The following is a 22,598-nucleotide window of genomic DNA, read 5'->3' on the forward strand; positions in this document are numbered from 1 at the left end:
GCCTGAAAGGCACGCCCCCGCGGCCCTGAAAAAGCCCATCCCATAGTGGAGCAGGTGACCGGGCGGCCGGAAGGGTTTGGTGAATTCCGCCGGTGGAGTTTCGACGACTTTCGTCAACTTACGATCAGTACGCTTTTCACTTCTACAACTTGAACACCTGGTGGCAACGGCTGAACATCTGTCTCGCCCGGTCCACCCAGTCATGGGCCAGCGCGTCGAAGTCCGCCTGGGTGATGCGGCACGTCAGCGGCAGGTCGCACACTCCGGCGAGACAGGGGCGCGGCCCGCGCACGTCCCACACGGAAAGCATGGGAATCAATTGTTCGGTATTCCACGCGTTCGACGCGGCCGCCGCGATGGCGAGCTGGTCCTGCCGGAGGTAATGCCCGTCCGTCGCGAAGGCCACGAGAAGTCTTTTCGTGGTCATGAAGCGCACCGTGACGATCCGCCCCGTCTCCTGGAGATCGAATCGCAGGGAAACGGAAACGGTGTCGTGGACCGTGTGGTAATTCCGCCGGGCGACCCAGTTCTGCACCAGTTGCCGCCAGTGCGTGCCGAGGTCGTATATCTCGCCGTTCACCGAGGGCCGAACGTCGCGGCCCGTGGAGGAGCCGCTGCCCGGGTAGGAGTCACGGCCCGGGTGGGAGTCCCTGTCCGGGAAGAAGTCAGGCACCGTCACGGACCACCGCCCCGGCGACCATGACGTCGGTCAGACCGGCGTCGAGCAGTGCCTGCGCGTGGAGCAGCAGACAGGACGGCACCGACTCGCTCGTCGTACGGCGCAGATGGCGCTCCTTCAGCTCCTCGTACCGCACCTCGATGGTCCGGGCCACCTGCGGTGGCGGCCACACCTCGGCGCTCGCGTCCTCCTCCACCAGCTCGGCCAGGATCTCGGCGAGCGGCGGCCGGTCCTCGGGCCGCTTGGCCAGGCAGCGGGCGACGAGGGGCCGCAGCCCCGCCGGTACCCCGTCGAGCCGGGGCTCTCCTCGTACGACCTCCACGCGCACGCCTTCGCCGCTGCCGTGCGGCGAGCGGCCGGTGAGCGCGTACACCAGGACCCCGCCGAGCGAGAACACGTCGCTCGCCGGGCCGACGCGGGCGCCGCGGATCTGCTCGGGCGACATGAACGGCGGGGTGCCGACGACGACACCGACACGGGTGAGGCCGGGGGCGCCGTCGACGCGGGAGATGCCGAAGTCGATGACGCGGGGGCCGTCCTGGGCGAGCAGGACGTTGGCCGGCTTGAGGTCGCGGTGGACCACATGCGCCGCGTGGATGGCCTGCAACGCCTCGACGAGCCCGGCGCCGAGCGGGCGGACCTGGGCCTCGGGGAGGGGCCCGTCGGCGCGGACGGCTTCCGCGAGGGAGGGGCCGGGGACGTACAGGGTGGCCAGCCAGGGGAGTTCGGCCGTGGGGTCGGCGTCGACGACGGCGGCGGTGTAGGCGCCGCTGACCACGCGGGCGGCGGCGACCTCGCGGGCGAAGCGTTCGCGGAACTCGGGTTCGGCGGCGAGTTCGGGGCGGGCGACCTTGACGGCGACCTCGCGGCCGGCGGGTGAGCGGCCCAGGTAGACCCAGCCCATGCCGCCCGATCCCAGGCGGCCGACTATCTTGTACGGGCCGATCTTCAGGGGGTCACTTACGGGTGTACGCACCCCGCTCACCTCATTTCGGGGTTCGGTGCGGATGTCCCGAGTGTCCCGCGAAATCCGGTGCGCGGCAGTGCTTTTCGCCCCCTCCGCCCCTACCCGTCCCCTCCCTCAAGGGGCTGCGCCCCTTCGACCCCCAGACGTCCGCCCGGTGGGGGCTGGTCGCGCAGTTCCCCGCGCCCCTGAAGACCAGGGGCTGCGCCCACTGCTTTTCAGGCCCGCAGGGCCTGTTGCTTCCAGGGGCGCGGGGAACTGCGCGAGAAGCCCCACCGGAGCCGCACCCGCCAACGCACCCGTACCCCCGAGCCACTGGGCACCCGAACAACCCGGCGCACAAAAAACCGCGACCGGCCGAGGAGACGTCGCTGGTCAGGGCAACCCATATCCGGCCGGTCGCGGAGCATCACCGCGGAGTGTCAGCCCAGTCGGCTCACCAACGCCCGGTACTCCTCCCACAGCTCCTTCGGCGTGTGCTCACCGAAGGTGTTGAGGTGCTCGGGCACGAGCGCCGCCTCCTCCCGCCACACCTCCTTGTCGACGGTCAGCAGGAAGTCGAGGTCGGACGCGGACAGGTCCAGCCCGTCCGTGTCGAGCGCCTCCGGCGTCGGGAGGATGCCGATCGGCGTCTCCACACCCTCCGCCTTGCCGTCCAGCCGGTCCACGATCCACTTCAGGACGCGGCTGTTCTCGCCGAACCCGGGCCAGACGAACTTGCCCGCGTCGTTCTTGCGGAACCAGTTGACGTAGTAGATCTTCGGGAGCTTCGCCTGGTCCTTGCCCTTGGCGACATCGACCCAGTGGCCCATGTAGTCGCCCATGTTGTAGCCGCAGAAGGGCAGCATCGCGAACGGGTCGCGGCGCAGTTCGCCGACCTTGCCCTCGGCCGCCGCGGTCTTCTCGGACGCCACGTTCGCGCCCAGGAACACTCCGTGGTTCCAGTCGAAGGACTCCGTCACCAGCGGCACCGCCGTGGCGCGGCGGCCGCCGAAGAGGATCGCCGAGATCGGCACGCCCTTGGGGCTCTCCCACTCGGGCGCGATGATCGGGCACTGCGAGGCCGGCACCGTGAACCGGGCGTTCGGGTGGGCGGCGGGCGCCTCGGCGTCCGGCGTCCAGTCGTTGCCCTTCCAGTCGGTGAGGTGGGCGGGAGTCTCCTCCGTCATCCCCTCCCACCACACGTCGCCGTCGTCGGTGAGCGCCACGTTGGTGAAGACCGAGTTGCCCCACAGCGTCTTCATCGCGTTGGCGTTGGTGTGCTCACCGGTGCCGGGCGCGACGCCGAAGAAGCCGGCCTCGGGGTTGATGGCGTAGAGCTGCCCGTCCTCACCGAACCGCATCCACGCGATGTCGTCGCCGATGGTCTCGACGGTCCAGCCCTTGACGGTGGGCTCCAGCATCGCCAGGTTCGTCTTGCCGCACGCCGACGGGAACGCGGCGGCGACGTACTTCGACTCGCCCTGCGGCGGGGTCAGTTTGAGGATCAGCATGTGCTCGGCCAGCCAGCCCTCGTCACGCGCCATGACCGAGGCGATGCGCAGGGCGTAGCACTTCTTGCCGAGCAGCGCGTTGCCGCCGTACCCGGAGCCGTAGGACCAGATCTCGCGGGTCTCGGGGAAGTGGGAGATGTACTTGGTGCTGTTGCAGGGCCACGGCACGTCGGCCTGGCCGGGCTCCAGCGGGGCGCCGAGGGTGTGCACGGCCTTCACGAAGAAACCCTCGGAGCCCAGTTCGTCCAGCACCGGCTGTCCCATACGGGTCATGGTGCGCATGGAGACGGCGACGTACGCGGAGTCGGTGATCTCGACGCCGAGCGCGGAGAGCGGGGAGCCCAGCGGGCCCATGCAGAACGGGACGACGTACATCGTGCGTCCGCGCATCGAGCCGCGGAACAGGCCCTTCTCGCCGTTCTCGCCCTGGAAGATCTTCCGCATCTCGGCGGGGGCCTTCCAGTGGTTGGTCGGGCCCGCGTCCGCCTCCTTCTCCGAGCAGATGAAGGTGCGGTCCTCGACCCGGGCGACATCGGTCGGGTCGGACGCGGCGTAGTAGGAGTTCGGGCGCTTGATCGGGTCCAGCCGGCGGAAGGTGCCCTTCTCGACGAGCTCCCCGCACAGGCGCTCGTACTCGGCCTCGGATCCATCGCACCAGACGACATTGTCCGGCTCGGTCAGTTCGGCGATCTCGTTCACCCACGCCACGAGTTCTCGGTGGGTGGTCGGGACGGTTGAAGGGGGAGCCGCGATGTCGCGCGCCACGATTGCTCCTAAATGAGGGATTTTGTGTTGGAGGCCCCGTGGGGGCTGCGACCCGGATGCTTCATCAGTGGTGCCCTTGGCGCTCATCCGGTGCCGACCGCACTCATTTGATCATCCGACGGGAGTGCCCATATGTCCAGAGGGCCGCCCACGTGAGCATCGTGACCATCACCACTCACCCGATTTCACCCGGGAGGTTTCCCTGTGTCACCACGGCTTCACCAGGGGTGTCGGGTAGTGCGCTCGCCTCTCGCCCGCGCGCCCCCCGCATGAGACGATGGCCACTTAACGCGGCACGAACGGCCCGCACGCTCCCGTAAGTTACGGTTCCGTAGGTACGATGCAGGGCATGACAGCGTCCGTCCCCGATGCGCAAGCGGAGACGTCGGCCGACAGCCGCGATCCCGACGCGCGATCCCTGCCGCAACAGATCGCCCACACGATCACCGACGAGATCCAACAGATCACCGGTGAGATCAAGCCCAGACTCCGGGGCTGGCTCCACCTCGGCATGTTCCCGGCCGCGCTCGTCGCGGGCCTGGTGCTGACCGCCCTCGCGGGTTCCACGCGCGGACGCATCGCCTGCGGGATCTTCACCCTCACGGCCTGCCTGCTGTTCGGCGTGAGCGCGCTGTACCACCGGGGCAACTGGAGTCCGCGCATGGACGGCATCCTGCGCAGACTGGATCACGCCAATATCTTCCTGATCATCGCGGGCACCTACACCCCGCTGACGATGCTGCTCCTGCCGGGCGCCAAGGGGCAGTGGCTGCTCTGGGGCATCTGGGCGGCGGCACTGGCCGGCATCGTCTTCCGGGTCTTCTGGGTGGGCGCACCGCGCTGGCTCTACACCCCGTGCTACATCGCGATGGGCTGGGCGGCCGTCTTCTTCCTGCCCGACTTCATGCGCACCGGCGGCATCACCGTCCTCGTCCTGGTGATCGTCGGCGGCGTCCTCTACAGCGTCGGCGGGGTCATCTACGGCCTCAAGCGCCCGGACCCGTCACCGCGCTGGTTCGGCTTCCACGAGGTCTTCCACTCCCTGACACTGGCGGCGTTCATCACGCACTACGTGGGCATCTCCCTGGTGGCGTACCAGCACGCTTGACTTGCTCCTCGCCCTGAAGGGCGAGGATTCCGGCCTCCCTTGACTGGTGGCTGTGCCGCTATGCGGCACGGTTGCCGGTCGGGAATCCGTGGCTTCCTGTTTCTTCGCGCTGCGCCAGAACAGGTTCTGGTCTTACCGGCGCTCCGCAGGCCGATACCGCCAGTCCGGCGGCCGTCTTGATGTTGATCGCGGCGTTGAGGTCCCGGTCGTGGACGGTGCCGCAGGCGGTACAGGTCCATTCCCGGACGTTCAGGGGTTTGGGTCCGTCCACGGCGCCACAGGTTGAGCAGGTCTGGGAGGTCGGTTCGAACCGGCCGGTCTTGACCAGGGTGCGGCCGTACCTGGCCGCTTTGTACTCCAGCATGCCGATGAACGATGACCATCCGGCGTCGTGCACGGACTTGGCCAGGCGCGTGCGGGCCAGTCCTGCCACCGACAGGTTCTCCACGGCGATCCCTTGGTTCTCGGAGATCAGCCTGGTGGAGAGCTGGTGGTGGAACTCGCGGCGTGCATCGGTGACCTTGGTGTGGGCGCGGGCGACCTTCAGGCGGGCCTTGGCGCGGTTCCTGGATCCCTTCTGCTTGCGTGACAGCTCCCGCTGTGCCTTCTTGAGCTTCTTCTCCGCGCGGCGCAGAAAGCGCGGGGAGTCGATCTTTGTGCCGTCGGACAGGACCGCGAAGTGGGTCAGGCCCAGGTCGATGCCGATGGTGCGGTCGGTTTCGGGCATCCGAGCCTGGTCGGCGTCCGGGTCGGTGTCGATGACGAAGGAGGCGAAGAACCTGCCGGCCGCGTCCTTGATGACGGTGACCGAGGTGGGGGTGTTCGGCAGCGTGCGGGACCACTTCACCTTCACCGCGCCAATCTTCGGCAGGTTCAAGCGGCCGCTGTCGGTGAGGTGCCAGCGGGCGTTGGCAGTGAACCGGATCGACTGCCGGGCGTCCTTGCGGGACTTGAACCGAGGTGCGCCCAGTTTCGGTCCCTCACGGGTGCCCTTGAGGGAGGCGAAGAAGTTCCTGTAGGCGGTCTCGGCGTCCCGCAGGGACTGCTGAAGGACGACCGCGGACACCTCGCCCAGCCAGGCACGCTCCGGCGTCTGTTTCGCCTCCGTGATCAGCTTCCGGGACAGCTGACCGGCTGTCGGGAACGGCTGCCCGGCCCTACGGGCGTCCTCACGGGCACGCACGGCGTCGTTGAACACGACGCGCGCGCACCCGAACGCCCGGGCCAGAGCGGCCTGCTGGACGGTGTTCGGGTACACCCTGAAGGAGTACCGGAGCTGCATGACGATCACACTAGGAAAGTCGAACCCGTGTCGTCACCGGAAACATGTGAACGGATCGTCACCCTCACGAAAGGCAGGGTCCGGCTCGGCCGGAACGACACCGCGACGCTCCGCGTCGCAGACGCAAGATTCGCTTCACCCCCAGCCTGAAGGCCGGAGCACTGCGAATGATGTCCAGTAGCGCGCGGACCCGCGTTCTCCCTGGCCACGGCTTTCGAGCCGTGGCCTTTTTCGTGCGCCCGGACGGCCTGACAGGGGCGCTGAGGCGGCGCTGCGCCGCGCTGCTGGCCGCCGCTCTCCTGCCGAGCACCCCGGCGGCGAAGGAGGGCGGGAGCACCGGCGGCGAGGTCAGCGGGCCCGACCTGGCCGACACGCGGGCCGATACCCGACAATGACCGCATGACGGCCGCACGCCCCAGCACCCCCACCGGCACGCCCTCCGGCACCCCCACCGCCACGCCCGCCGGCGCCCCCACCGACCGGCCCCCGCTCGGCCTCCGCGAGCGGAAGAAGATCAAGACCCGCGAGGCGATCCGCACCGCGACCTACGCGCTGGTCGAGGAACAGGGCTACGAGGCCACGACGATCGAGCAGATCGCCGACCGGGCGGAGGTGTCGCCGTCGACCGTCTTCCGCTACTTCCCCACCAAGGAGGACATCGTCCTCACCGACGAGTTCGACCCGGTCCTCATGGAGGAACTGCGGGCCCGGCCGGCGGACGAACCCTGGACGGACAGCATCCGGCACCTGATGCGCGAGGCGATCCGCACGGGCGTCGAGGAGGACGCGGCGGTGGCGCGGCTGCGCACGCGCCTGATGGTCCAGGTCCCCGCGGTGCGCTCGCGCATGATGGAGAGCATGTCGGTGACGGGCCGCATGCTCTGCACCGCCATCGGCGAACGCACCGGCCGGGACCCGGACAGCCTGGAGGTACGGGTCTACGCCATGTCCCTGATAGGCGGCCTGCTGGAGACCTCCCTCTACTGGGCCGAGAACGGCCACCGCGACGACTTCGCCGAACTCGTCGACCGCACCCTGACCACGCTGCAGCACGGCCTGCAGAGCGAAATTCCCTGAACCCGCGCCCCTCCCCCGTGCCATCCTGACCAGGTGAAAGCCGCCGAGATCCATATCGAAGTCGCCCCCGGACTGGCCCTGTTCGTGCCCCATGGCCGCCGTGCGGGCTCGACCGTGCTCGCCACGGACGGAATCTCGACCCTGGGCCACGTGGTCGAGTCCCTCGGCGTCCCGCTGACGGAGGTGGGCGCGCTGGTCGTCGACGGCCGCGACGTCCCGGCCTCCCACATCCCGGCGCACGGCGAGTCGGTGACGGTACGCCCGGTGGAGCACCCCCAGCGCGTCCCCGGCGCCCCGCTCCGCTTCCTCCTCGACGTCCACCTCGGCACCCTCGCCCGGCGCCTGCGTCTGCTGGGCGTGGACACGGCCTACGAGTCGACGGACATCGGCGACCCCGCCCTGGCCACCCGCTCCGCCACCGAGCAACGGGTCCTGCTCAGCCGCGACCGCGGCCTGCTGCGCCGCCGCGAACTGTGGGCCGGCGCGTACGTCTACAGCACGCACCCGGAGGAGCAACTGGCCGAGGTACTGGCCCGTTTCGCCCCCGACCTGCACCCCTGGACCCGCTGCACGGCCTGCAACGGCCTCCTGAAACCGGCGACGAAGGACCAGGTGGCCGACCGCCTGGAGGGCGGCACCCAGAAGTCCTACGACGTCTTCGCCCAGTGCGACACCTGCGGCCGCGCGTACTGGAAGGGCGCGCACCACGAGCAACTGGAGGCGATCGTGCGGGAGGCGTTGCGGACGCGTGCGGAGGCGGGTTGAGAACGGAAGCCGAGCTCCGACTGCTGACGGGACGGCCTGCTAGCACCTGGAGCTGCTGGAGATCCTTATTCCGTTGACGACATAGGCGTTGGCGAACACGGTCTGACTGTTCGGCCCCAGGCAGATCGAGCCCCCACTCTGAAGTCGCAGGTACACCACGTCGTCATTGCGGGTGTTCAGAACTCCGTAGTGCGGCCGGGGCGTGACCGCCTGATAGCCACTGGTGACGTCCTGATACTTCGAGAGCGGCCTGCCCGCGATCAGGGCATCGTTGTCCACGTAGAAACACACCCAGGGGTACGGGCAGCCCTGGGTGGGCGCTTCCGCCTGGGCTGCGGACGCACCGGACAAGGACATGGCCGCGACGGCCGCGCCCACCCCCGCGAAGCATGCGATCTTCCGCATGACAGACGTCATCGAGCCTCCAAGAATCTGGTACATCGCACAGGTCTGCCCGCGATTGGCGACGGACATGACAAGGCGCGAGCATAGTCGAGCCGATCACGTGCCGTTGTTCGCGAACTCCGCATCTCTTCAACGCACTTGCGGAAGTCCGTCAGCCCCGGTCGGCGTCGTTCTGTCCCTGGCTGCGGGATGCTCCTGTCTACCGGCCGATCACTCAGGCTTGAGGACGCGGTGCGCCTCCGCGAGTGCCCGGTCGCGGTCCGCGTGCCCGGGGTGTGCCGCGCCCGGCCCGTCCCCCGGTTCCACGACCACGAACTGGCCCATCAGGCCCTGGTCCTCGTGCTGGAGCAGGTGGCAGTGGTACATGTACGGCGTTCGTCGGTCGGTGGGGGCGCGGAAGCTGAGGGCCAGGCGGACGGGGGTGTTCGGTGGGGTGTGGACGGTGTCCTTCCAGCCGCGCAGCGACCGGGGCGGGGGCTCGCCGCCGATGGTCAGGATCCGGAACTGCACGTCGTGGACGTGGAAGTTGTGCGGCACACCGTCGACGGCGGTGATCTCCCAGATCTCGGTGGTGTCCCTGGTGACGGCGAAGTCGATGCGGTTCATGTCCATCTCGCGGCCGTTGATCCGGTTGCCGAAGAGGGTGAAGGTGCGGGTCGCCGCGACGGCCGACGTGTCGGTCCGGGGCAGGTCGGCGAGCCGCCCGGGCAGTGGCGGCGACGGCAGGAGGCGCCGTGCCGCGCGGAGTTGGAGGATGTCGAGGGTGTCGTCCCCGCCGGCGAAGCGCCGGTTCCAGGGGTCGAGGCCGAGCCGGGGCGGGTGGCTGCGCAGGACGAGCCGTTCGCCCGCCGCCGGTGCCACGACGATCTCGGCGCGTTCGCCGGGCGACAGCTGCACCCGGTCCGTCCGGTGGGGCTCGGCGAGCAGCCCTCCGTCGGTGGCGACGAGCGCGAACGGCCGGTCGTCGGTCAGTCCGAAGCGGTAGACCCGGGTGCTGGACGCGTTGAGCAGCCGCAGACGCACGCGTTCGGTGGTGACGTCGACGTACGGCGTGAGCGTGCCGTTGACGCTGACGGTGTCGCCGAGCGGGCCCGCGCCGCTCATCGTGGGCCCCGACTCGTCGAGTCGGTTGTCGGCGTGGAACCGCTTGTCCTGGACGATGACCGGGATGTCGTCGACGCCGTACCGGTGCGGGAGGCCGTCCGGACCGGTCGTCGGGTCGTCGACGAGGAACAGGCCGGCCACGCCGCGGTACAGGTGCCGGGTGGTCCGTCCGTGCGGGTGCGGGTGGTACCAGAGCGTGGCGGCCGGCTGGTCGATGCGCCAGGTGGGCGACCAGGTGTGTCCGGGCTCGACCGGCTGGTGCGGGCCGCCGTCCATGGCCGCGGGCAGATGCATGCCGTGCCAGTGCAGAGTCGTCGCCTCGGGCAGGTGGTTGCGCACCCGCAGCACGACGGTCTCGCCCCTGGCGGCGCGCAGGGTCGGTCCGAGGTGGGCGCCGTTGACGCCCCAGGTCTCGGTCGGGCGCCCCGGCCGGAACCGGTGCCGCCCCGGGGCGATCCGCAGGTCGAAGACGCGACGGCCCGCCCCGTCGCGGCGGCCGCGGGCGAGCGGGGGAACGGCGAGTCGGTGGGTGAAGGAGAGTTTTCCGGCGGTGTCGAGGTCCGCGCCCGCCCAGAGATACGTCAAGCCGCCCCCGGCCACGGCGGCGGTCGCCGGTATCCCGAGCAGGCCCAGCTTCAGCAGCCGCCGCCGGTCGACGCGTCGTGCGGTCATCGGACGGCCGCCGGGCGGTCCCAGTCGATGTGGTGGTCGTACATCCAGGCGTGTGCTTCCGGGTTGGCGAAGTACCGCAGCGCGAGGGGCATCATCAGGTCCCGGAGGACCCGGGCGACCGGACCGGCGGTCTTGCTGTCCGACAGCGTCCGGGAGTAGGCGACCACCTTCTCCACGCGTGGGCGGCGCAGGCGTTCGTACGTGGTGAACGCGGTGGTCGTGTCGGGGGCGTCGCGCAGGCACTGGGCCAGTACGACGGCGTCCTCGACGGCCATCGAGGCGCCCTGGCCCGCGGACGGGGAGGTGGCGTGCACCGCGTCGCCGATCAGCGCGGCCGGTCCCCGGTGCCAGACCGGGCTGGTCGGGATGTCGTACACCGGGTAGGCGCCGACCTCGCCGACGAGGTGGTCGAGGATCTGCCCGATGACGGGCGTGTCGTCGGCGAAGACACCGGTGAGCCGGCGCCGCCACTGGTCGGCCGTCATGGCGGCCAGGTCCCGCCGGTCCGGTTCGTCGGGGCGGTGGAGGTTGGCGAACCAGTAGGTCTCGCCGGACTCGCGGACCAGGTAGCCGAAGAACGCCCGCTTGCCGAAGACCAGGTGCTGGATGCCGGTGGTGGGGGCCAGCCCGGTGCCCTCGCTGTAGCCGCCGACGCTGAGCAGACCGGTGAAGCGGGGCGCCGGCGCGTCGGGGTCGAGGAGCGCGCGGGTGCGGGAGTGGATGCCGTCGGCACCGACGAGGAGGTCCCCCGCGGCCTCGGTGCCGTCGGTGAACCGTGCGACCACCCCGGTGGGCAGGGTCCGGTAGGTGTCGAGGCGCTTGCCGTGGGTGAGAGGGATGCCGGCCTCGCGGACCTGCGCGCGCAGCGCCCGCTGCAGCTCGCTGCGCCGGACGCAGACGCTCACGGAGCCGTCCGGCAGCCGGGTGCCGTTCGCGACCTCGCCGAGCCGCCTTCCCGAGCCGCTCGACAGGACCATACGGGGGATCGGCACCCCGTCCACGTGACGGGTGAGGTCGACGCCGATGGCGCGGAACGCGTCGAGCCCGTTCGAGGCGGTGTTCAGGAACAACCCCACGTAGTCGTCGGGCCGGTCGTACGCCTCGTGGACCAGCGGTTCGATGCCCGCGCGGCGCAGCGCCAGGGCCGTGGTCAGACCGCCGATCCCCCCGCCGATGATCAATGCCGTCGTCATTGTGACGTCGCCCCCTCGGATGCTATTCTGGTAACACACAGTTATTTAGTTCGTACGAACGAAATTTATGGGGAGGGTGGCACGGGTGTCAAGCGACGCGGATCGACGCGGCGAACTGCTCGCCGCGCTGCATCAGGCCGGCCGCGAGCACAGCAACGCGGCGGTGATGTTCCACGCCGCGGTCGGCGCCCGCATGGGCCTGGGCATGACGGAGGAGAAGACTCTCGACCTGCTGGAGCGGGAGGGGCCGTTGACCTCGGGGGAGATCGTCGCGCGCACGGGCCTGGCGCCCGCCTCGGTGAGCGGGCTGGTCGACCGGCTGGAGCGCAAGGGCTTCGTCCGCCGGACACGCGACCAGGCGGACGGCCGCCGGGTGATCGTCGAGATCGACCGGGACCACGTGGCGAGTTTCGGTGCCCTGTTCGCCGACTTCGTCACCGGCCTGGAGGCGCTGTACGCCGGTTACACCGAGGAGCAGCTCGACGTGATCCTCGACTTCCTGCGCCGCTCGGCCGCCGTCCAGCAGCAGGCCACGGGGAAGCTGACCGGGCAGGCCGGCTGAGGACACCCGCGACCGGACGGGCGGGGCTGAGGAGGCCCGCGCCCGCCCACGCCCACGAAAAAGGGCCTCGCGCCCGGCGGACGTCCGCCGGGCGCGAGGCCCTGTGCCCAGGAAAGGCCACGTCAGCGGCGGCGTACGTCTCCCTTCCCGCACGCCACACCGTCCCGGTCCCGGTCCAGCTTCAGCGGATCGTCCCCGCCGTTGACCTTCAGGCGGCCGTAGTCGTTCTTCTTCAGCCACGCGCAGCGGGCGGCCGTCGTCCTGTCGACCTGGGCCGGGAAGGCCGTCGGGACGCAGACGTTCGCCGATCCGTAGTGGCGGTCGCAGCCGGAGATCGTCGGGCTGACCTTCTTGGACCCGGCCTTCTTCCCCGGGCCCGTGACCTTGCCCTTCGGGGCGTCCGCGAAGTCGTGGACGTGGGCCGAGGGGGCGTCACCGGAGGCGACGGCCAGGGCGGACGGGCCCTGGAGGTGGACCCATTCCGCGACCGAGGGGACGCCGTTCGCGTCGACCGCGAAGAGCATGTACCAGCCGGGCGGGGCCAGGTTGGGGTTGCTCGTCACGTTCAGGTCGATGTTGTTGCCGTCGACGGACAACGGCAGGTCCACGAACCGCTGGTTGGGGTCCGAGGAGTGCGTGACCGCGGCGGGGCGGATCAGTTCCGCCTTCACGACGGGCCGGTCCACCGTGATCCGCTGCGTGTCGCCGTACACCCACTCCTTGTCGATCACCGAGGTGATCTTCGGGCGGGGGCCCTTCAGCAGGTACGGCGGGGTGTAGACGGACACGTCGTGGTTCCAGGAACCGTTGCCCGGGTTGTCACCGGTCGTCATGACACGGCCGTCGGGAAGCAGGAACGCCGAGGAGTGGTAGCCGCGCTCCTCCGGGTCCGGCGCCACCGGGTCGAAGGTGTTGGTCGCCGGGTCGTAGAGCGAGGACTCGTAGACCGGGTCGGCCCGGTTGTGCAGGGCGCCGCCCGTCTCCAGGACCTTGCCGTCGGGCAGGAGCACCGCGGAGACGTACATCTTGCCCTGGCTGCCCGTCTGGGCGACCTTGCCGTTGCCGAGGTCCACCGTGCCCTGCGGGATCGGCGGGCCCGCGACGTACGCGGGGTTCGCGACCTTCAGGTCGATGACGTCCGTCAGACCGTTCGCGTCGGGGTTGGACTCGATGTTGCCGCCGCCGAGGGTGAGGACCTTCTGGTCCTGGGCCGGGGGCAGCAGCACGCTCGCGGACTGGTCGCGCTGGTCCTTGTTCTGCAGGCCCGGGACGGACGTGACCGTGTTGGCGCCGTAGTCGTAGAAGGCGCTGCCCGTGCCGGGGATGTTGTTGCCGAAGACATGGCTGCCGGAGTAGAAGAGGCGGCCGTCCTGCATGAGGATCATCGACGGGTACAGGCCCCAGTACGACCAGGTCTGATGGACCTTCCAGAGTTCGAGCCACTTCTGCTCGGCGTCCGACCACAGCTCGGCCGTCACCGAACCCGTGGAGTCCTCGCGCAGACCGCCGAACGAGATGACGTCACCGTTGCCGAGGACCGTCGCCGACGGGTACCAGTGGCCGTCGTTCATGTCGTTGGTCCTGCTGTACGTCTCGGTGACCGGGTCGAAGACGTACGAGTCCTTGTAGCCCTCGTAGCCGTGCCCGCCCGCCACCGGGTACGCCTTGTTGCCGCTCATCACGAGGACCCGGCCGTCGTCGAGCTGCACATGACCCGAGCAGAACATGTCGTCCGGGGTCGGGATCTGCTTGTACGTGCCGTTCTTCGGGTCGTAGACCGCCGACGTGAACGTCCCCGCCTCGAACATCTGCTCGCTGTTGCCGGAGCCGGCGATCAGCAGCACCTTGCCGTTGTTGAGGACGACGGAGTGCATGGAGCGGACCGGGTTCTGCGTGGGCAGCACGTCCCAGCGGCCGTTCAGGCACTCGTCCGGCGTGCCCGTGCACTGCGGCTGGGGGACGGGGTCAGCGACCTGGTCCATCGTGTAGTCGTCGGTGGTGACGGAGCCGGTGCCGTAGACGGAGACGCCCCAGGTGATCCGGTCGGTGCCCGCCGGGATCTGGGGGGTGCGGACGGTCGCCTCGGTCCAGTTCGCGGCCGTGTCCAGCGTCTTGAGGTCGGTCCAGTACTGCCAGCCGGCGGTGGTGTCGTGCCGGAACAGGGTGACGGACGTGTCCGGGGTCGTCGACTTGTACCAGAGGGCCAGGTCGTACTGCTTGCCCACCGTGACCGGGGGCGCGCAGGCCGCCGACTCGGTGATGAGGGCCTTGCGGTCGCCGGAGACCCGGCGGGTCAGCTCGACCTTCATGGCCTTGATGCCGGAGTGGGCGCCCGGGACCGTGGTGAAGGTGAAGTCGTTGTCACCCCAGCCGGACTTCTCCCAGCAGTACGGCATCCCGTCGCCGCCGGCGGTCTCGAAGCCGGGGTTCTGGACGAGGTTGGCGGCGGACGCGGACTGCGGCGAGACCAGCAGGAGGCCGGCGGCGAGTGCGCCGACCGCCAGCAGGGCCGTGCTGCGTCTGGTCCTGGGCAGGGGCCCTGGTCTGCGGCGGAGGCCGAAGCGGCCCCGCGGGTGGCTCATCGGACGGTTCTTCACACGGCTCTCCTTGCCGGCTCGGCCTGCTCCTGCTGGGCCTGCTCACGCTCGGCCTGCTCCTGCTCGCCGTGCTCCCCACGGCGAGACGTCTTGCGCGACGGACGGCGAGTCGTCCTTCGCGGCAGATAGACCAGCGCCTCGGTCGCCACGAAGCGCAGGACGAACGTCGTCACCAGGGCGAGCGCGGTCGCGGACAGAGCTCCCATCCCGAACCGGCCGACGAACAGGGCGATCAGCGGGATGCGCAGCACCAGATCGGCGTTGGCGAGCACCGCGAACCGGCCGAGGCGGTCCCACGCCCGGCGGTGCCTGCGCCGCTCGCGGAAGCACAGGTGCTCGATGAGGAGGAAGTTCCAGAGGACCCCGAGCTGGTTGGCGAGGATCTCGGCGGGGAGGTAGTGCATGCCGGCCGAGGTGAGGGCGTGCAGGCCGGCCAGGTTCGGCAGGAAGCCGGTGACGCCGATCAGTCCGAAGACCAGCATGCGCGCCACGGGTGAGGCGGTGCGCAGTCCGACGAGGTGGCGCAGGAAGCGGAAGCCCTCCCGCGCCGTGGACTTGGACTCCCCGGCGTACCGGTCCTGGAAGACGAACGGCACCTCGGTGACCCGGCGCGGGCGGCTGCGCACGGCGAGTTCGAGGAGGATCTTGTAGCCGAGCGGCTGGAGGACGTCGGCGGTGACCGCGCTGCGGCGGATCGCGAAGAAGCCGCTCATCGGGTCGCTGATGCCGTGCAGCCGGCGCGGGAAGAGGGACTTAGTGAGCCAGGTCGCTCCCCGGGACACGGCCACGCGGTAGCTGCCCGCGAGCCCGGCCCGGCTGCCGCCCGCGATGTACCGGGAGGCGACCACCAGATCGGCCGACGACCGTTCCCCGGTCGCCACCAGCTCCGGTACCAGTGACGGCGGGTGCTGCAGATCGCCGTCCATGACGACGATCCAGTCGCAGCCGGCCGCCCTGATGCCCTCGACGACCGCGCCGCCGAGTCCGCCGGCCGGTTCGTCGCGGTGCAGCACGGTGACCGGGAACGGGCAGTCCTGCGCGGCCCGGTCGATCACCTCGGGGGTGTCGTCGGTGGAGTCGTCCACGAAGACGACCTCGCAGGGCAGCCGTCCGGGCACCGACGCCGTGATGCGGTGCAGCAACTCCCGTACGTTGGCGGACTCGTTGTAGGTCGGTACGACGATGGTGACGGCGCCGGGCTCGGGGACCTCGGCGCCGCGTACGGCCGGGTCGCCGAGGTGCCCGGGGGCGGTGGACTCATGGCTTCCGCCGGTCATCGGCCACCTCCGGCGGTCTCGGTGCCGCGGACGCGGTCGTCGTCTGCCTCGCCGGCCCCGCGGCCACGTCCGTCCTCCGCCTCACCGGTCCCGCGAGCGCGGTAGTCGGCGCCGCCGGTGTCGATCCTGCGGATCTCGATCCGGTCCTCGCCGGTGCCGAAGGTGGCGACCGGTGTCGAGTTCTCCATCGCGCGCCGGACGTTGGGCAGGTCGGCCGCGTCGCGCCGGACGGTCGGGGAGGCGACCACGTAGTCGAGGTCGCGCCAGCCGCGGGGCATCGTCCTGGTCACCGCCGGGTCGAGGTCGGCCTTGTAGAACCAGATGACGCCGAGGCCCGGCTCGTACCCCTGGTGGACGAGGTCGAGCCAGAGCGCGTCGTCCACGAGGACACGGGTGCCGCCGGGATCCTCGACCTCGCGCCCGAGCCACGCGGCGGCCTTCCGGTAGGGCGCGTTGGCGTCGAACGTCATCGCGGTGCGGTTGCCGTCGTACCAGCGGGGGGCCACGTACGCCGTCGCCAGGGCGGCCAGGGCCACGGCGACCGTGCACCGCGCCCAGACGAGGGGGCGCGGCTCCGTCGCGCCGCGGCCCCGGCGCAGGACGCCGTGGGCGACGCTCGCCGTACCGCCCGCGAGGACGAGCGCGAGGAAGGGCAGGGCCTGAAGGACGTACATCGCGGGCAGATAGCCGGGGCGCAGGGCCATGCCGGCGAGGATCGCGACGGCGAGCGCGGGTCCGGCCAGGGCGCGCGCGGTCACCGACCAGCGCCAGGTGACCAGGAGCAGCAGCGCGCCGGCGAGTCCGCCGAGGGGCAGGACGCGGTCGTAGTACAGCCAGGACCGCAGGACGCCGTGACTGCCCGTGCCCTCGGTGAGGATGAAGCCGGAGCCGGGGCGGCTCATCTGGTAGACGATGCCGTCCCACAGCGAGACATGGCCGGCGCCGGGGAACAACTCGCCCTTGAGCAGGGCGAACAGCGGATACGAGGCGCCGATCAGGACACAGGCGGTGACGGCGCCGGTGAGGGCGAACTTCCGGGTGTCGCGATGGCTGTGCCGCCACATGGTGAGCAGCACGGCGGGCAGGACCAGGAGCATCGTCTCCTTGGTGAGCACGGCCGCGGCGGCGGCCAGCCCCGCGCCGAAGTGGTGCCAGAGGTGACGGCTCGGTGAGGCGGCGAGGCAGAACGCCAGCAGCGTCCACATCACCGCGATGTTGTCGAGGAAGATCTCCCGCTGGAGCACCACGGACAGCGGGGACAGCCCGAAGAGGACCATGCCGAGCCCGGCGGCCCAGCGGGGCAGGGAGAGGCGGCGGCCGAGGACGTAGACGAGGACCGCGCCAGCGGCGCTGATCAGCAGCATCACCCCGCGCATCGAGCCGACGGTCATCGACTCGGGGGCGAGCTGGGCGGGGATCCAGGTCAGGACGGCGAGCTGGATCCAGCCGAGGGGCGGGTGGTCGTACCAGTACGTGTAGTGGGCGAGTCCCCTGCCTTCCTGCACGGCCCAGGCCTGTGCGAGGTAGGTGCCCTCGTCGTCGCTGAGGGCGGGGTAGTCGGCGATGTTCCACCCCTGCACGATCATGATCGCGACGAGGAGGAGTCCGCAGAGGACCAGGTCGGTGCGCGAGTCGCGCAGCCGCTTCGGTGCGGGCGGAGGGGAAGCGGAGGCGGGCGTTCGACCAGTCGAACCGGTACTGGGCACAGCTGTCCGTTGCGCGGGGACCTTGACCTCGGTCTGGGTCTCCGCGGGAAGTGTGGAGGTCACGCAGGAACGTCCTCTCGGTCCACGTGCGCGAGATGTGCGCCGACGTGACTGGTCAACTCCCAGTCGTTGCGGCCGCGTTGCTCACGCCACACCGCGCGTACGGCGGCGAGGGCGAGGAGCACCTGGTAGAAGGGGCCGCCCACGATCAGCTTGACGTAGTGGGTGAACCGGACGCGCAGGCCGTACTGCCGGCCGAAGTCGTGCAGTCCGACGACCTCGAACACGAAGGTGACGAGGGCGGTGACGGCCGGCAGGAAGGTGATGAAGGCGACGCCGACGGGGACGTCGAGGAAGAGCGCGACGGCCACGTTGAGCGGGATGATCACCCCGGAGACGGCCTGGAGGTACGGCGTCATCAGCGTGTAGCGGGCCAGCAACCGCTGCCGGAATCCGGGCAGTTGCTTCCAGTCCCGCTTCCGGTAGACCTGGAGGAAACCCTGGTTCCAGCGGGTGCGCTGCTTCATCAGCGACACCAGACTGCCGGGGGTCTCCTCCCGGGTCACCATGTCGCTGTCGTAGGCGACGACGACCTTCTTGCCGACGCTCGACAGCCGTACGCCCAGGTCACAGTCCTCGGCCAGGCAGTCGGGGTCCCAGCCGCCGGCTTCCCGCAGGACCGGGGTCCGTACGAAGACGGTGTTGCCGCCGAGCGGGATGAACCCTTTCTGCGCGTGCAGATGCAGCCGGGACCGGAACCAGAAGAAGTACTCCAGGCAGTTGCGCAGGCTGTACCAGCTGGAGTGGAAGTTGATGAGCTGGACCCCGCCCTGCACGACGTCGGCGCCCGTGGTGCGGAAGGCGTGGTCGACATGGGACAGCAGTTCGGGATGGACCTGGTCCTCGGCGTCGAAGACTCCGACGACGTCGCCTCGGCAGTGCGGCAGGGCCGTGTTCATGGCCCTGGGCTTGTTCTTCTTCTCGTGGTGGTCGACGACCACGCGGACCCGGGGGTCGCGCCCCTCGGCCGCCCGAGCCACCGCGGTGGTCTCCGGGTCGTCGTGTCCGACGATCACGATGATCTCGAAGTCGTCGTGGCTCGATTCGAGCAGTCGTTGGATGGTGTGGTCCAGCACGGCCTGTTCATGGCGTGCCGGCAGCAGCAGGGAGAACGAGACATGTTCGTCGCCGTCCGGTCTGCTGAACCGGGTGGAGGCGAGCACTTCGGGCGTACGCCACGCGTGCATCTGCCACCACAGGGTGAAAGCCGCCATCCAGAACAAGGCAAACGAGACGACGGCTATAAGGACAGACGTCAGCAAGAGAGATCCCCCCGGATCTGAAAACCCCCTGCCACGAAGGGAGTTACCCCTCCGCGACACTGTGAGGAGACTAGGGGGAAACTGTGAACCCGGGGAGCCCTTCAGGATAAAAACGTGTTTCCGTTCGAGGGAACATATAATCGGATGTGTCCCCACAACTACCTTTTTCCCAGCAGTTGTTCGACCTCGCCCCGGTCTCTGACCGGCAGGTTTCAGCCGACCGGGGCCGCCCCGAGGACCTCCCGCAACCGGTCGGCGTCGGTCGTGGGGGCGTCACAGGTGAAATGACGGCAGACATATGCCGCCGGCTCACCCCCGACGAGCGGGCGGCCGGCCAGCAGCGGCAGCTCGTCGCCGTCCGCCACCCCGACGGCGACCACCGCACCCGGCGCGGTCCCCAGCAACGCCGCCCGGTGCAGCTCCCGCCTCCCCGGATGCCCCTCCGGCCCCACGACCGCGACCTCACGGGGCCCGTCGAGCAGCGCCTCCGCGGTCGCCAGACCCCACCCGATGAACCTCGGCGCGCGCGGCCCCAGCGCCTTCACCACACCCAACGCCCGCTCGGCGGCCCTGCGATGGGGCTCCGAGCCGGTCTGCGCCGCATAGCCCAGCAGCGCCCCGGCCGCCGCGCTCCACCCGGACGGCGTGGCGTTGTCGGTCGGGTCCTGCGGCCGCCGGATCAGCTTCTCCGCGTCACTGGCGGTGTCGTACAGAGCCCCCGACCCCTCGTCGACGAAGCGCGCGAGCACATGGTCGAGCAGGAACCCCGCGAACTCCAGCCACACCCCCTCCCCCGTGACCGAGGCGAGCGCCAGAAACCCCTCCGCGACGTCCGCGTAGTCCTCCAGCACTCCCGCGTTGGCCCCCGCCTGCCCGTCCCTGCTGGTCCGCGTGAGCCGCGCCCGCTCGTCCAGGTGCAGACGCACGAGGAGGTCGGCGGCGGTGATCGCGGCGTCCACCAGGTCGGGGCGGTCGAAGTAGGCGCCGGTCTCGGCGAGCGCGGCGACGGCGAGCCCGTTCCAGGCGGCGACCACCTTGTCGTCCCGGCCGGGAGCGGGGCGCCGCGACCGTGCCGCGAGCAGCCGCTCCCGCACCGACTCGATCCTCTCGGCGTCGAACACGCCCTCCTGCTGCGGGAGTTGCAGCACGGACGCGCCCTCCTCGAAGGTGCCCTCCTCCGTGACCCCGAAGTACCGCACGGCGAGCGCCGCGTCCTCCTCGCCGAGCACCTCGGTCAGCTGCTCCGGCGTCCAGACGTAGTAGGCGCCCTCGACATGCTTCCCGGAACCGGTGCCGTCGTCGCTGTCGGCGTCCAGCGCGGAGGCGAACCCGCCCTCGTTCGTCCTGAGTTCACGGACCATGAAGTCGGCCGTCTCCAGCGCGACCCGCCGGGCCGGCTCGGAGCCGGTGGCCCGCCAGAGGTGGGCGTAGACGCGGCAGAGCAGGGCGTTGTCGTACAGCATCTTCTCGAAGTGGGGTACCAAAGGCCCATCGGCGTGCGCCAGGAGTACGTAACGGTGAAAGCCACCTCCGACCTGGTCGTAAAGGCTCGACCGCGCCATCGCACCGCACAACCCCTCGGCCATTTCCCGCGCCGCCACGGAACCCGTTCGCGCGTGGTGGCGCAACAGGAATTCGACCACCATCGACGGCGGGAACTTGGTGCTCCCCTTGAACCAGCCACTGGTGGAGTCGACGTCACGAGTCAACTGAAGCAGCGCCTGGGCCTGGGTCTCCCCGGTGGGCAATCCGTCAGACCCAGCGCCCAGCGCACGCTCGGCAAGATCCCGCGTGATCTTCACCGCCACATCCGCAACCTCTTGGCGCCGGCTCGACCACGCGTGATGGACGCCTTCGAGCACCTGGCGGAAGGACGGCATCCCCTGACGAGGCCCGGGCGGGAAGTATGTGCCGAAGTAGAACGGTTCCGCGGCCGGCGTCATGAACACCGACATGGGCCAGCCACCCTGGCCGGTCGCAGCCTGCACGGCCTCCATATAGACAGCGTCCACATCGGGACGCTCCTCACGGTCGACCTTGACGCTGACGAAGTGCTCGTTCAGATACGCGGCGGTGCCCTTGTCCTCGAAGGACTCCTTGGCCATGACATGACACCAGTGGCAAGCGCTGTATCCCACGCTCAGGAAGACGGGAACATCGCGCCGCCGCGCCTCCTCGAAGGCCGCGGGCTCCCACGGACGCCAATCGACGGGGTTGTCCGCGTGCTGCAGGAGGTACGGGGATGTGGCATGCGCGAGTCGGTTGGGCATGACCCCATCCTTACGCACCCCGCGACCCCCGACCCACCTGCCACGAGGAGGGCTCACAACCGAGCCCTGCCCAGAGCCGCGATCGGCGGACTGTGGCTCAGCCGGCTCAGCCCTGTCCGGTCAGGGCACGACCGTCCACGCCGGATCACTCGCAAAGAGAGCATTGCGACATGTTCGTGCACGAGGTCGCGAACCATCACACCCAGGAGTTGGCGACGTGGCTCGGCACCCGCGACGACTGGTCCAGGGTGTGGAACCGCTCCTCGGACTTGAGCGACTGAACGCTGAGCCTCGCTCCCGAGCTCGCACTCCAACTCATCGGCAAGATGCACGATCTCGTGGAGAGCTACCGCGCGTTCTCACCCGACGACAGCACCCCGGACACCGAGCAGGTTCGCGTTCACACGCACGTCATCCTCACCCCCACGGAGTGAGAGGCCCCCGATGCACCCCGAGCCTCTGTGCCTTCGTGCGCGACTTGGTTGGGCACTCGTGAAGGTCAGCCTGCGCCTGGCAGCGGTACCCAGGACCGTAGGACACAGTTCTCCAGTCGCAGGGTGTGTAGAAGCCCCGCGCTCAGCACCCTCGCCGCAGCCGCCACCGCCGACCGGCAGATACTCGGGCACAGCCAGTCCATCAGCGGCGCCACGTGCTGCCGCTATCAGATCCAGTCGAACTCAAGCCGCTCAAGAATGGGCGTGTGATCCCCCCGTCGGGCCGCCGGCCCGACCGTGATGCCCTTCTCCCCGAGAGCGCACTGCAACAGCCTGCGCCTATGCGCCGTGTCCGCCACCTCCCACGCTTCCCGCAGCTTCTCGATGTGCAAGAGCGGAGCGAGATCAGCTCCGATGTCCAGAGCCTCCAAAGCGGCGGTCATGCTCCCGATGAAGGTACGTTGGCCGTCGCTCAGTACGTCGAAGCGATCTTCGTCCATCTTCCCGTAGACGTAGAAGTCCTCTTCGAGCTTCTTCACACGCTCATGAGCAGCCTCAAGCGCCCGCTGCGTCTCTTCCTTCTGTGCCTGCCTCTGCGGATCTGCGAAGGCGAGCCACCGCCGTGCCATCGCGACGACGACCGGGGCATCGGGCGCAAGGGCCGTGACGTGGTTGATCCACGCTTGCCCAACCGCCTGGTCGGAGAGTGGTCAGATCCTCCGTCTTGTTGCTGCGTCGCAGGTAGATGTCCATGAGTCCGGCCGGCTCGGCCGTCGCAGGCATGTCCAGTCCCAGGATGACCAGTTCATCTGGGCTGAGCCCCAACCCGACCAGTGTCGTGTGATCCTCGCGCACCGCAACCCCTGCCACTTTCAGGGGAGATGCTACGGATTCAATGGATCTTAGGTACCCATTTTCCCAAA

18 protein-coding genes are annotated in these 22,598 nt (G+C 69.7%); 5 read left to right on the plus strand and 13 right to left on the minus strand.

Features of this window, described 5'->3' with window-relative positions:
* Nucleotides 1–142 precede the first annotated feature (142 nt).
* The 3 genes from SCAB_RS16160 to SCAB_RS16170 form a co-directional block, all read right to left on the minus strand.
* On the minus strand, nucleotides 143–679 hold the full coding sequence (locus SCAB_RS16160; protein WP_013001158.1) for a hypothetical protein: 537 nt from the start codon (nucleotides 677–679) through the stop codon (nucleotides 143–145).
* Entirely contained in the window at nucleotides 666–1,655 is a 990-nt protein-coding gene (locus tag SCAB_RS16165; RefSeq protein ID WP_013001159.1) for a serine/threonine-protein kinase, read from the minus strand. Before SCAB_RS16165 ends, SCAB_RS16160 begins: the two co-directional genes overlap by 14 nt.
* Before the next feature lie 410 nt (nucleotides 1,656–2,065).
* A complete protein-coding gene (locus SCAB_RS16170; RefSeq protein WP_013001160.1) occupies nucleotides 2,066–3,901 on the minus strand; it encodes a phosphoenolpyruvate carboxykinase (GTP) in 1,836 nt (611 codons plus the stop codon).
* Between the two features lie 349 nt (nucleotides 3,902–4,250).
* Here SCAB_RS16170 and trhA point away from each other — a divergent pair, with 349 nt between their 5' ends.
* Complete coding sequence (gene trhA / locus SCAB_RS16175; RefSeq protein WP_041669261.1) at nucleotides 4,251–5,009, plus strand: PAQR family membrane homeostasis protein TrhA; 759 nt, start codon at nucleotides 4,251–4,253, stop codon at nucleotides 5,007–5,009.
* A gap of 58 nt (nucleotides 5,010–5,067) precedes the next feature.
* Here the strand turns inward: trhA and SCAB_RS16180 are convergent, their stop codons facing one another.
* On the minus strand, nucleotides 5,068–6,291 hold the full coding sequence (locus SCAB_RS16180) for an RNA-guided endonuclease InsQ/TnpB family protein (protein ID WP_041670660.1): 1,224 nt from the start codon (nucleotides 6,289–6,291) through the stop codon (nucleotides 5,068–5,070).
* Between the two features lie 221 nt (nucleotides 6,292–6,512).
* Here SCAB_RS16180 and SCAB_RS47315 point away from each other — a divergent pair, with 221 nt between their 5' ends.
* Genes SCAB_RS47315 through SCAB_RS16195 form a run of 3 tightly spaced genes read left to right on the plus strand, consistent with a single transcriptional unit; the run spans nucleotide 6,513 to nucleotide 8,133 of the window.
* A complete protein-coding gene (locus SCAB_RS47315) occupies nucleotides 6,513–6,686 on the plus strand; it encodes a hypothetical protein (RefSeq protein WP_013001163.1) in 174 nt (57 codons plus the stop codon).
* A 4-nt stretch (nucleotides 6,687–6,690) separates the two neighbouring features.
* On the plus strand, nucleotides 6,691–7,368 hold the full coding sequence (locus tag SCAB_RS16190; protein ID WP_013001164.1) for an acyl-CoA-like ligand-binding transcription factor: 678 nt from the start codon (nucleotides 6,691–6,693) through the stop codon (nucleotides 7,366–7,368).
* Nucleotides 7,369–7,401: 33 nt separating this feature from the next.
* A complete protein-coding gene (locus tag SCAB_RS16195) occupies nucleotides 7,402–8,133 on the plus strand; it encodes a Mut7-C RNAse domain-containing protein (protein ID WP_041669263.1) in 732 nt (243 codons plus the stop codon).
* A gap of 39 nt (nucleotides 8,134–8,172) precedes the next feature.
* Here the strand turns inward: SCAB_RS16195 and SCAB_RS16200 are convergent, their stop codons facing one another.
* The 3 genes from SCAB_RS16200 to SCAB_RS16210 all read right to left on the minus strand — a co-directional run bounded on the left by SCAB_RS16200 (nucleotide 8,173) and on the right by SCAB_RS16210 (nucleotide 11,507).
* The gene (locus SCAB_RS16200) at nucleotides 8,173–8,538 is read right to left on the minus strand and encodes a hypothetical protein (protein ID WP_041670662.1); all 366 of its coding nucleotides are present in this window, start codon (nucleotides 8,536–8,538) and stop codon (nucleotides 8,173–8,175) included.
* A gap of 210 nt (nucleotides 8,539–8,748) precedes the next feature.
* Complete coding sequence (locus tag SCAB_RS16205) at nucleotides 8,749–10,314, minus strand: multicopper oxidase family protein (RefSeq protein WP_013001167.1); 1,566 nt, start codon at nucleotides 10,312–10,314, stop codon at nucleotides 8,749–8,751.
* Nucleotides 10,311–11,507, minus strand: coding sequence for an FAD-dependent oxidoreductase (locus SCAB_RS16210; protein ID WP_013001168.1), 1,197 nt, complete (start codon nucleotides 11,505–11,507; stop codon nucleotides 10,311–10,313). The genes SCAB_RS16205 and SCAB_RS16210 overlap by 4 nt, the downstream gene beginning before the upstream one ends.
* Before the next feature lie 85 nt (nucleotides 11,508–11,592).
* Here SCAB_RS16210 and SCAB_RS16215 point away from each other — a divergent pair, with 85 nt between their 5' ends.
* Nucleotides 11,593–12,069: a MarR family winged helix-turn-helix transcriptional regulator gene (locus SCAB_RS16215; RefSeq protein ID WP_231885036.1), complete on the plus strand. Its 477-nt coding sequence runs from the start codon at nucleotides 11,593–11,595 to the stop codon at nucleotides 12,067–12,069.
* Nucleotides 12,070–12,191: 122 nt separating this feature from the next.
* Here SCAB_RS16215 and SCAB_RS16220 read toward each other — a convergent pair whose 3' ends face one another.
* From SCAB_RS16220 to SCAB_RS16250, 6 genes are all read right to left on the minus strand, one after another.
* On the minus strand, nucleotides 12,192–14,651 hold the full coding sequence (locus SCAB_RS16220) for a galactose oxidase early set domain-containing protein (RefSeq protein ID WP_231885249.1): 2,460 nt from the start codon (nucleotides 14,649–14,651) through the stop codon (nucleotides 12,192–12,194).
* 11 nt (nucleotides 14,652–14,662) lie between these two features.
* A complete protein-coding gene (locus SCAB_RS16225; protein ID WP_013001171.1) occupies nucleotides 14,663–15,943 on the minus strand; it encodes a glycosyltransferase in 1,281 nt (426 codons plus the stop codon).
* Nucleotides 15,940–17,712: an ArnT family glycosyltransferase gene (locus SCAB_RS16230; RefSeq protein ID WP_013001172.1), complete on the minus strand. Its 1,773-nt coding sequence runs from the start codon at nucleotides 17,710–17,712 to the stop codon at nucleotides 15,940–15,942. Before SCAB_RS16230 ends, SCAB_RS16225 begins: the two co-directional genes overlap by 4 nt.
* Nucleotides 17,709–18,971: a glycosyltransferase gene (locus SCAB_RS16235; protein WP_013001173.1), complete on the minus strand. Its 1,263-nt coding sequence runs from the start codon at nucleotides 18,969–18,971 to the stop codon at nucleotides 17,709–17,711. Before SCAB_RS16235 ends, SCAB_RS16230 begins: the two co-directional genes overlap by 4 nt.
* Before the next feature lie 212 nt (nucleotides 18,972–19,183).
* Entirely contained in the window at nucleotides 19,184–21,241 is a 2,058-nt protein-coding gene (locus SCAB_RS16240; RefSeq protein WP_041669264.1) for a thioredoxin domain-containing protein, read from the minus strand.
* A gap of 661 nt (nucleotides 21,242–21,902) precedes the next feature.
* Complete coding sequence (locus SCAB_RS16250; RefSeq protein ID WP_060888645.1) at nucleotides 21,903–22,214, minus strand: hypothetical protein; 312 nt, start codon at nucleotides 22,212–22,214, stop codon at nucleotides 21,903–21,905.
* Nucleotides 22,215–22,598: the final 384 nt, after the last annotated feature.

This window comes from Streptomyces scabiei 87.22, from assembly GCF_000091305.1.
GTDB classification, from domain to species: Bacteria; Actinomycetota; Actinomycetes; order Streptomycetales; family Streptomycetaceae; genus Streptomyces; species Streptomyces scabiei.

Excerpts from the sequence above, each read along its gene's own strand:
- SCAB_RS16200 (WP_041670662.1), bottom strand. The coding sequence starts at position 8,538 with ATGCGGAAGATCGCATGCTTCGCGGGGGTGGGCGCGGCCGTCGCGGCC.
- SCAB_RS16205 (WP_013001167.1), bottom strand. The coding sequence starts at position 10,314 with ATGACCGCACGACGCGTCGACCGGCGGCGGCTGCTGAAGCTGGGCCTG.
- SCAB_RS16180 (WP_041670660.1), bottom strand. The coding sequence starts at position 6,291 with ATGCAGCTCCGGTACTCCTTCAGGGTGTACCCGAACACCGTCCAGCAG.
- SCAB_RS16225 (WP_013001171.1), bottom strand. The coding sequence starts at position 15,943 with ATGACCGGCGGAAGCCATGAGTCCACCGCCCCCGGGCACCTCGGCGAC.
- SCAB_RS16210 (WP_013001168.1), bottom strand. The coding sequence starts at position 11,507 with ATGACGACGGCATTGATCATCGGCGGGGGGATCGGCGGTCTGACCACG.
- SCAB_RS16240 (WP_041669264.1), bottom strand. The coding sequence starts at position 21,241 with ATGCCCAACCGACTCGCGCATGCCACATCCCCGTACCTCCTGCAGCAC.
- SCAB_RS16220 (WP_231885249.1), bottom strand. The coding sequence starts at position 14,651 with ATGAGCCACCCGCGGGGCCGCTTCGGCCTCCGCCGCAGACCAGGGCCC.
- trhA (WP_041669261.1), top strand. The coding sequence starts at position 4,251 with ATGACAGCGTCCGTCCCCGATGCGCAAGCGGAGACGTCGGCCGACAGC.
- SCAB_RS16190 (WP_013001164.1), top strand. The coding sequence starts at position 6,691 with ATGACGGCCGCACGCCCCAGCACCCCCACCGGCACGCCCTCCGGCACC.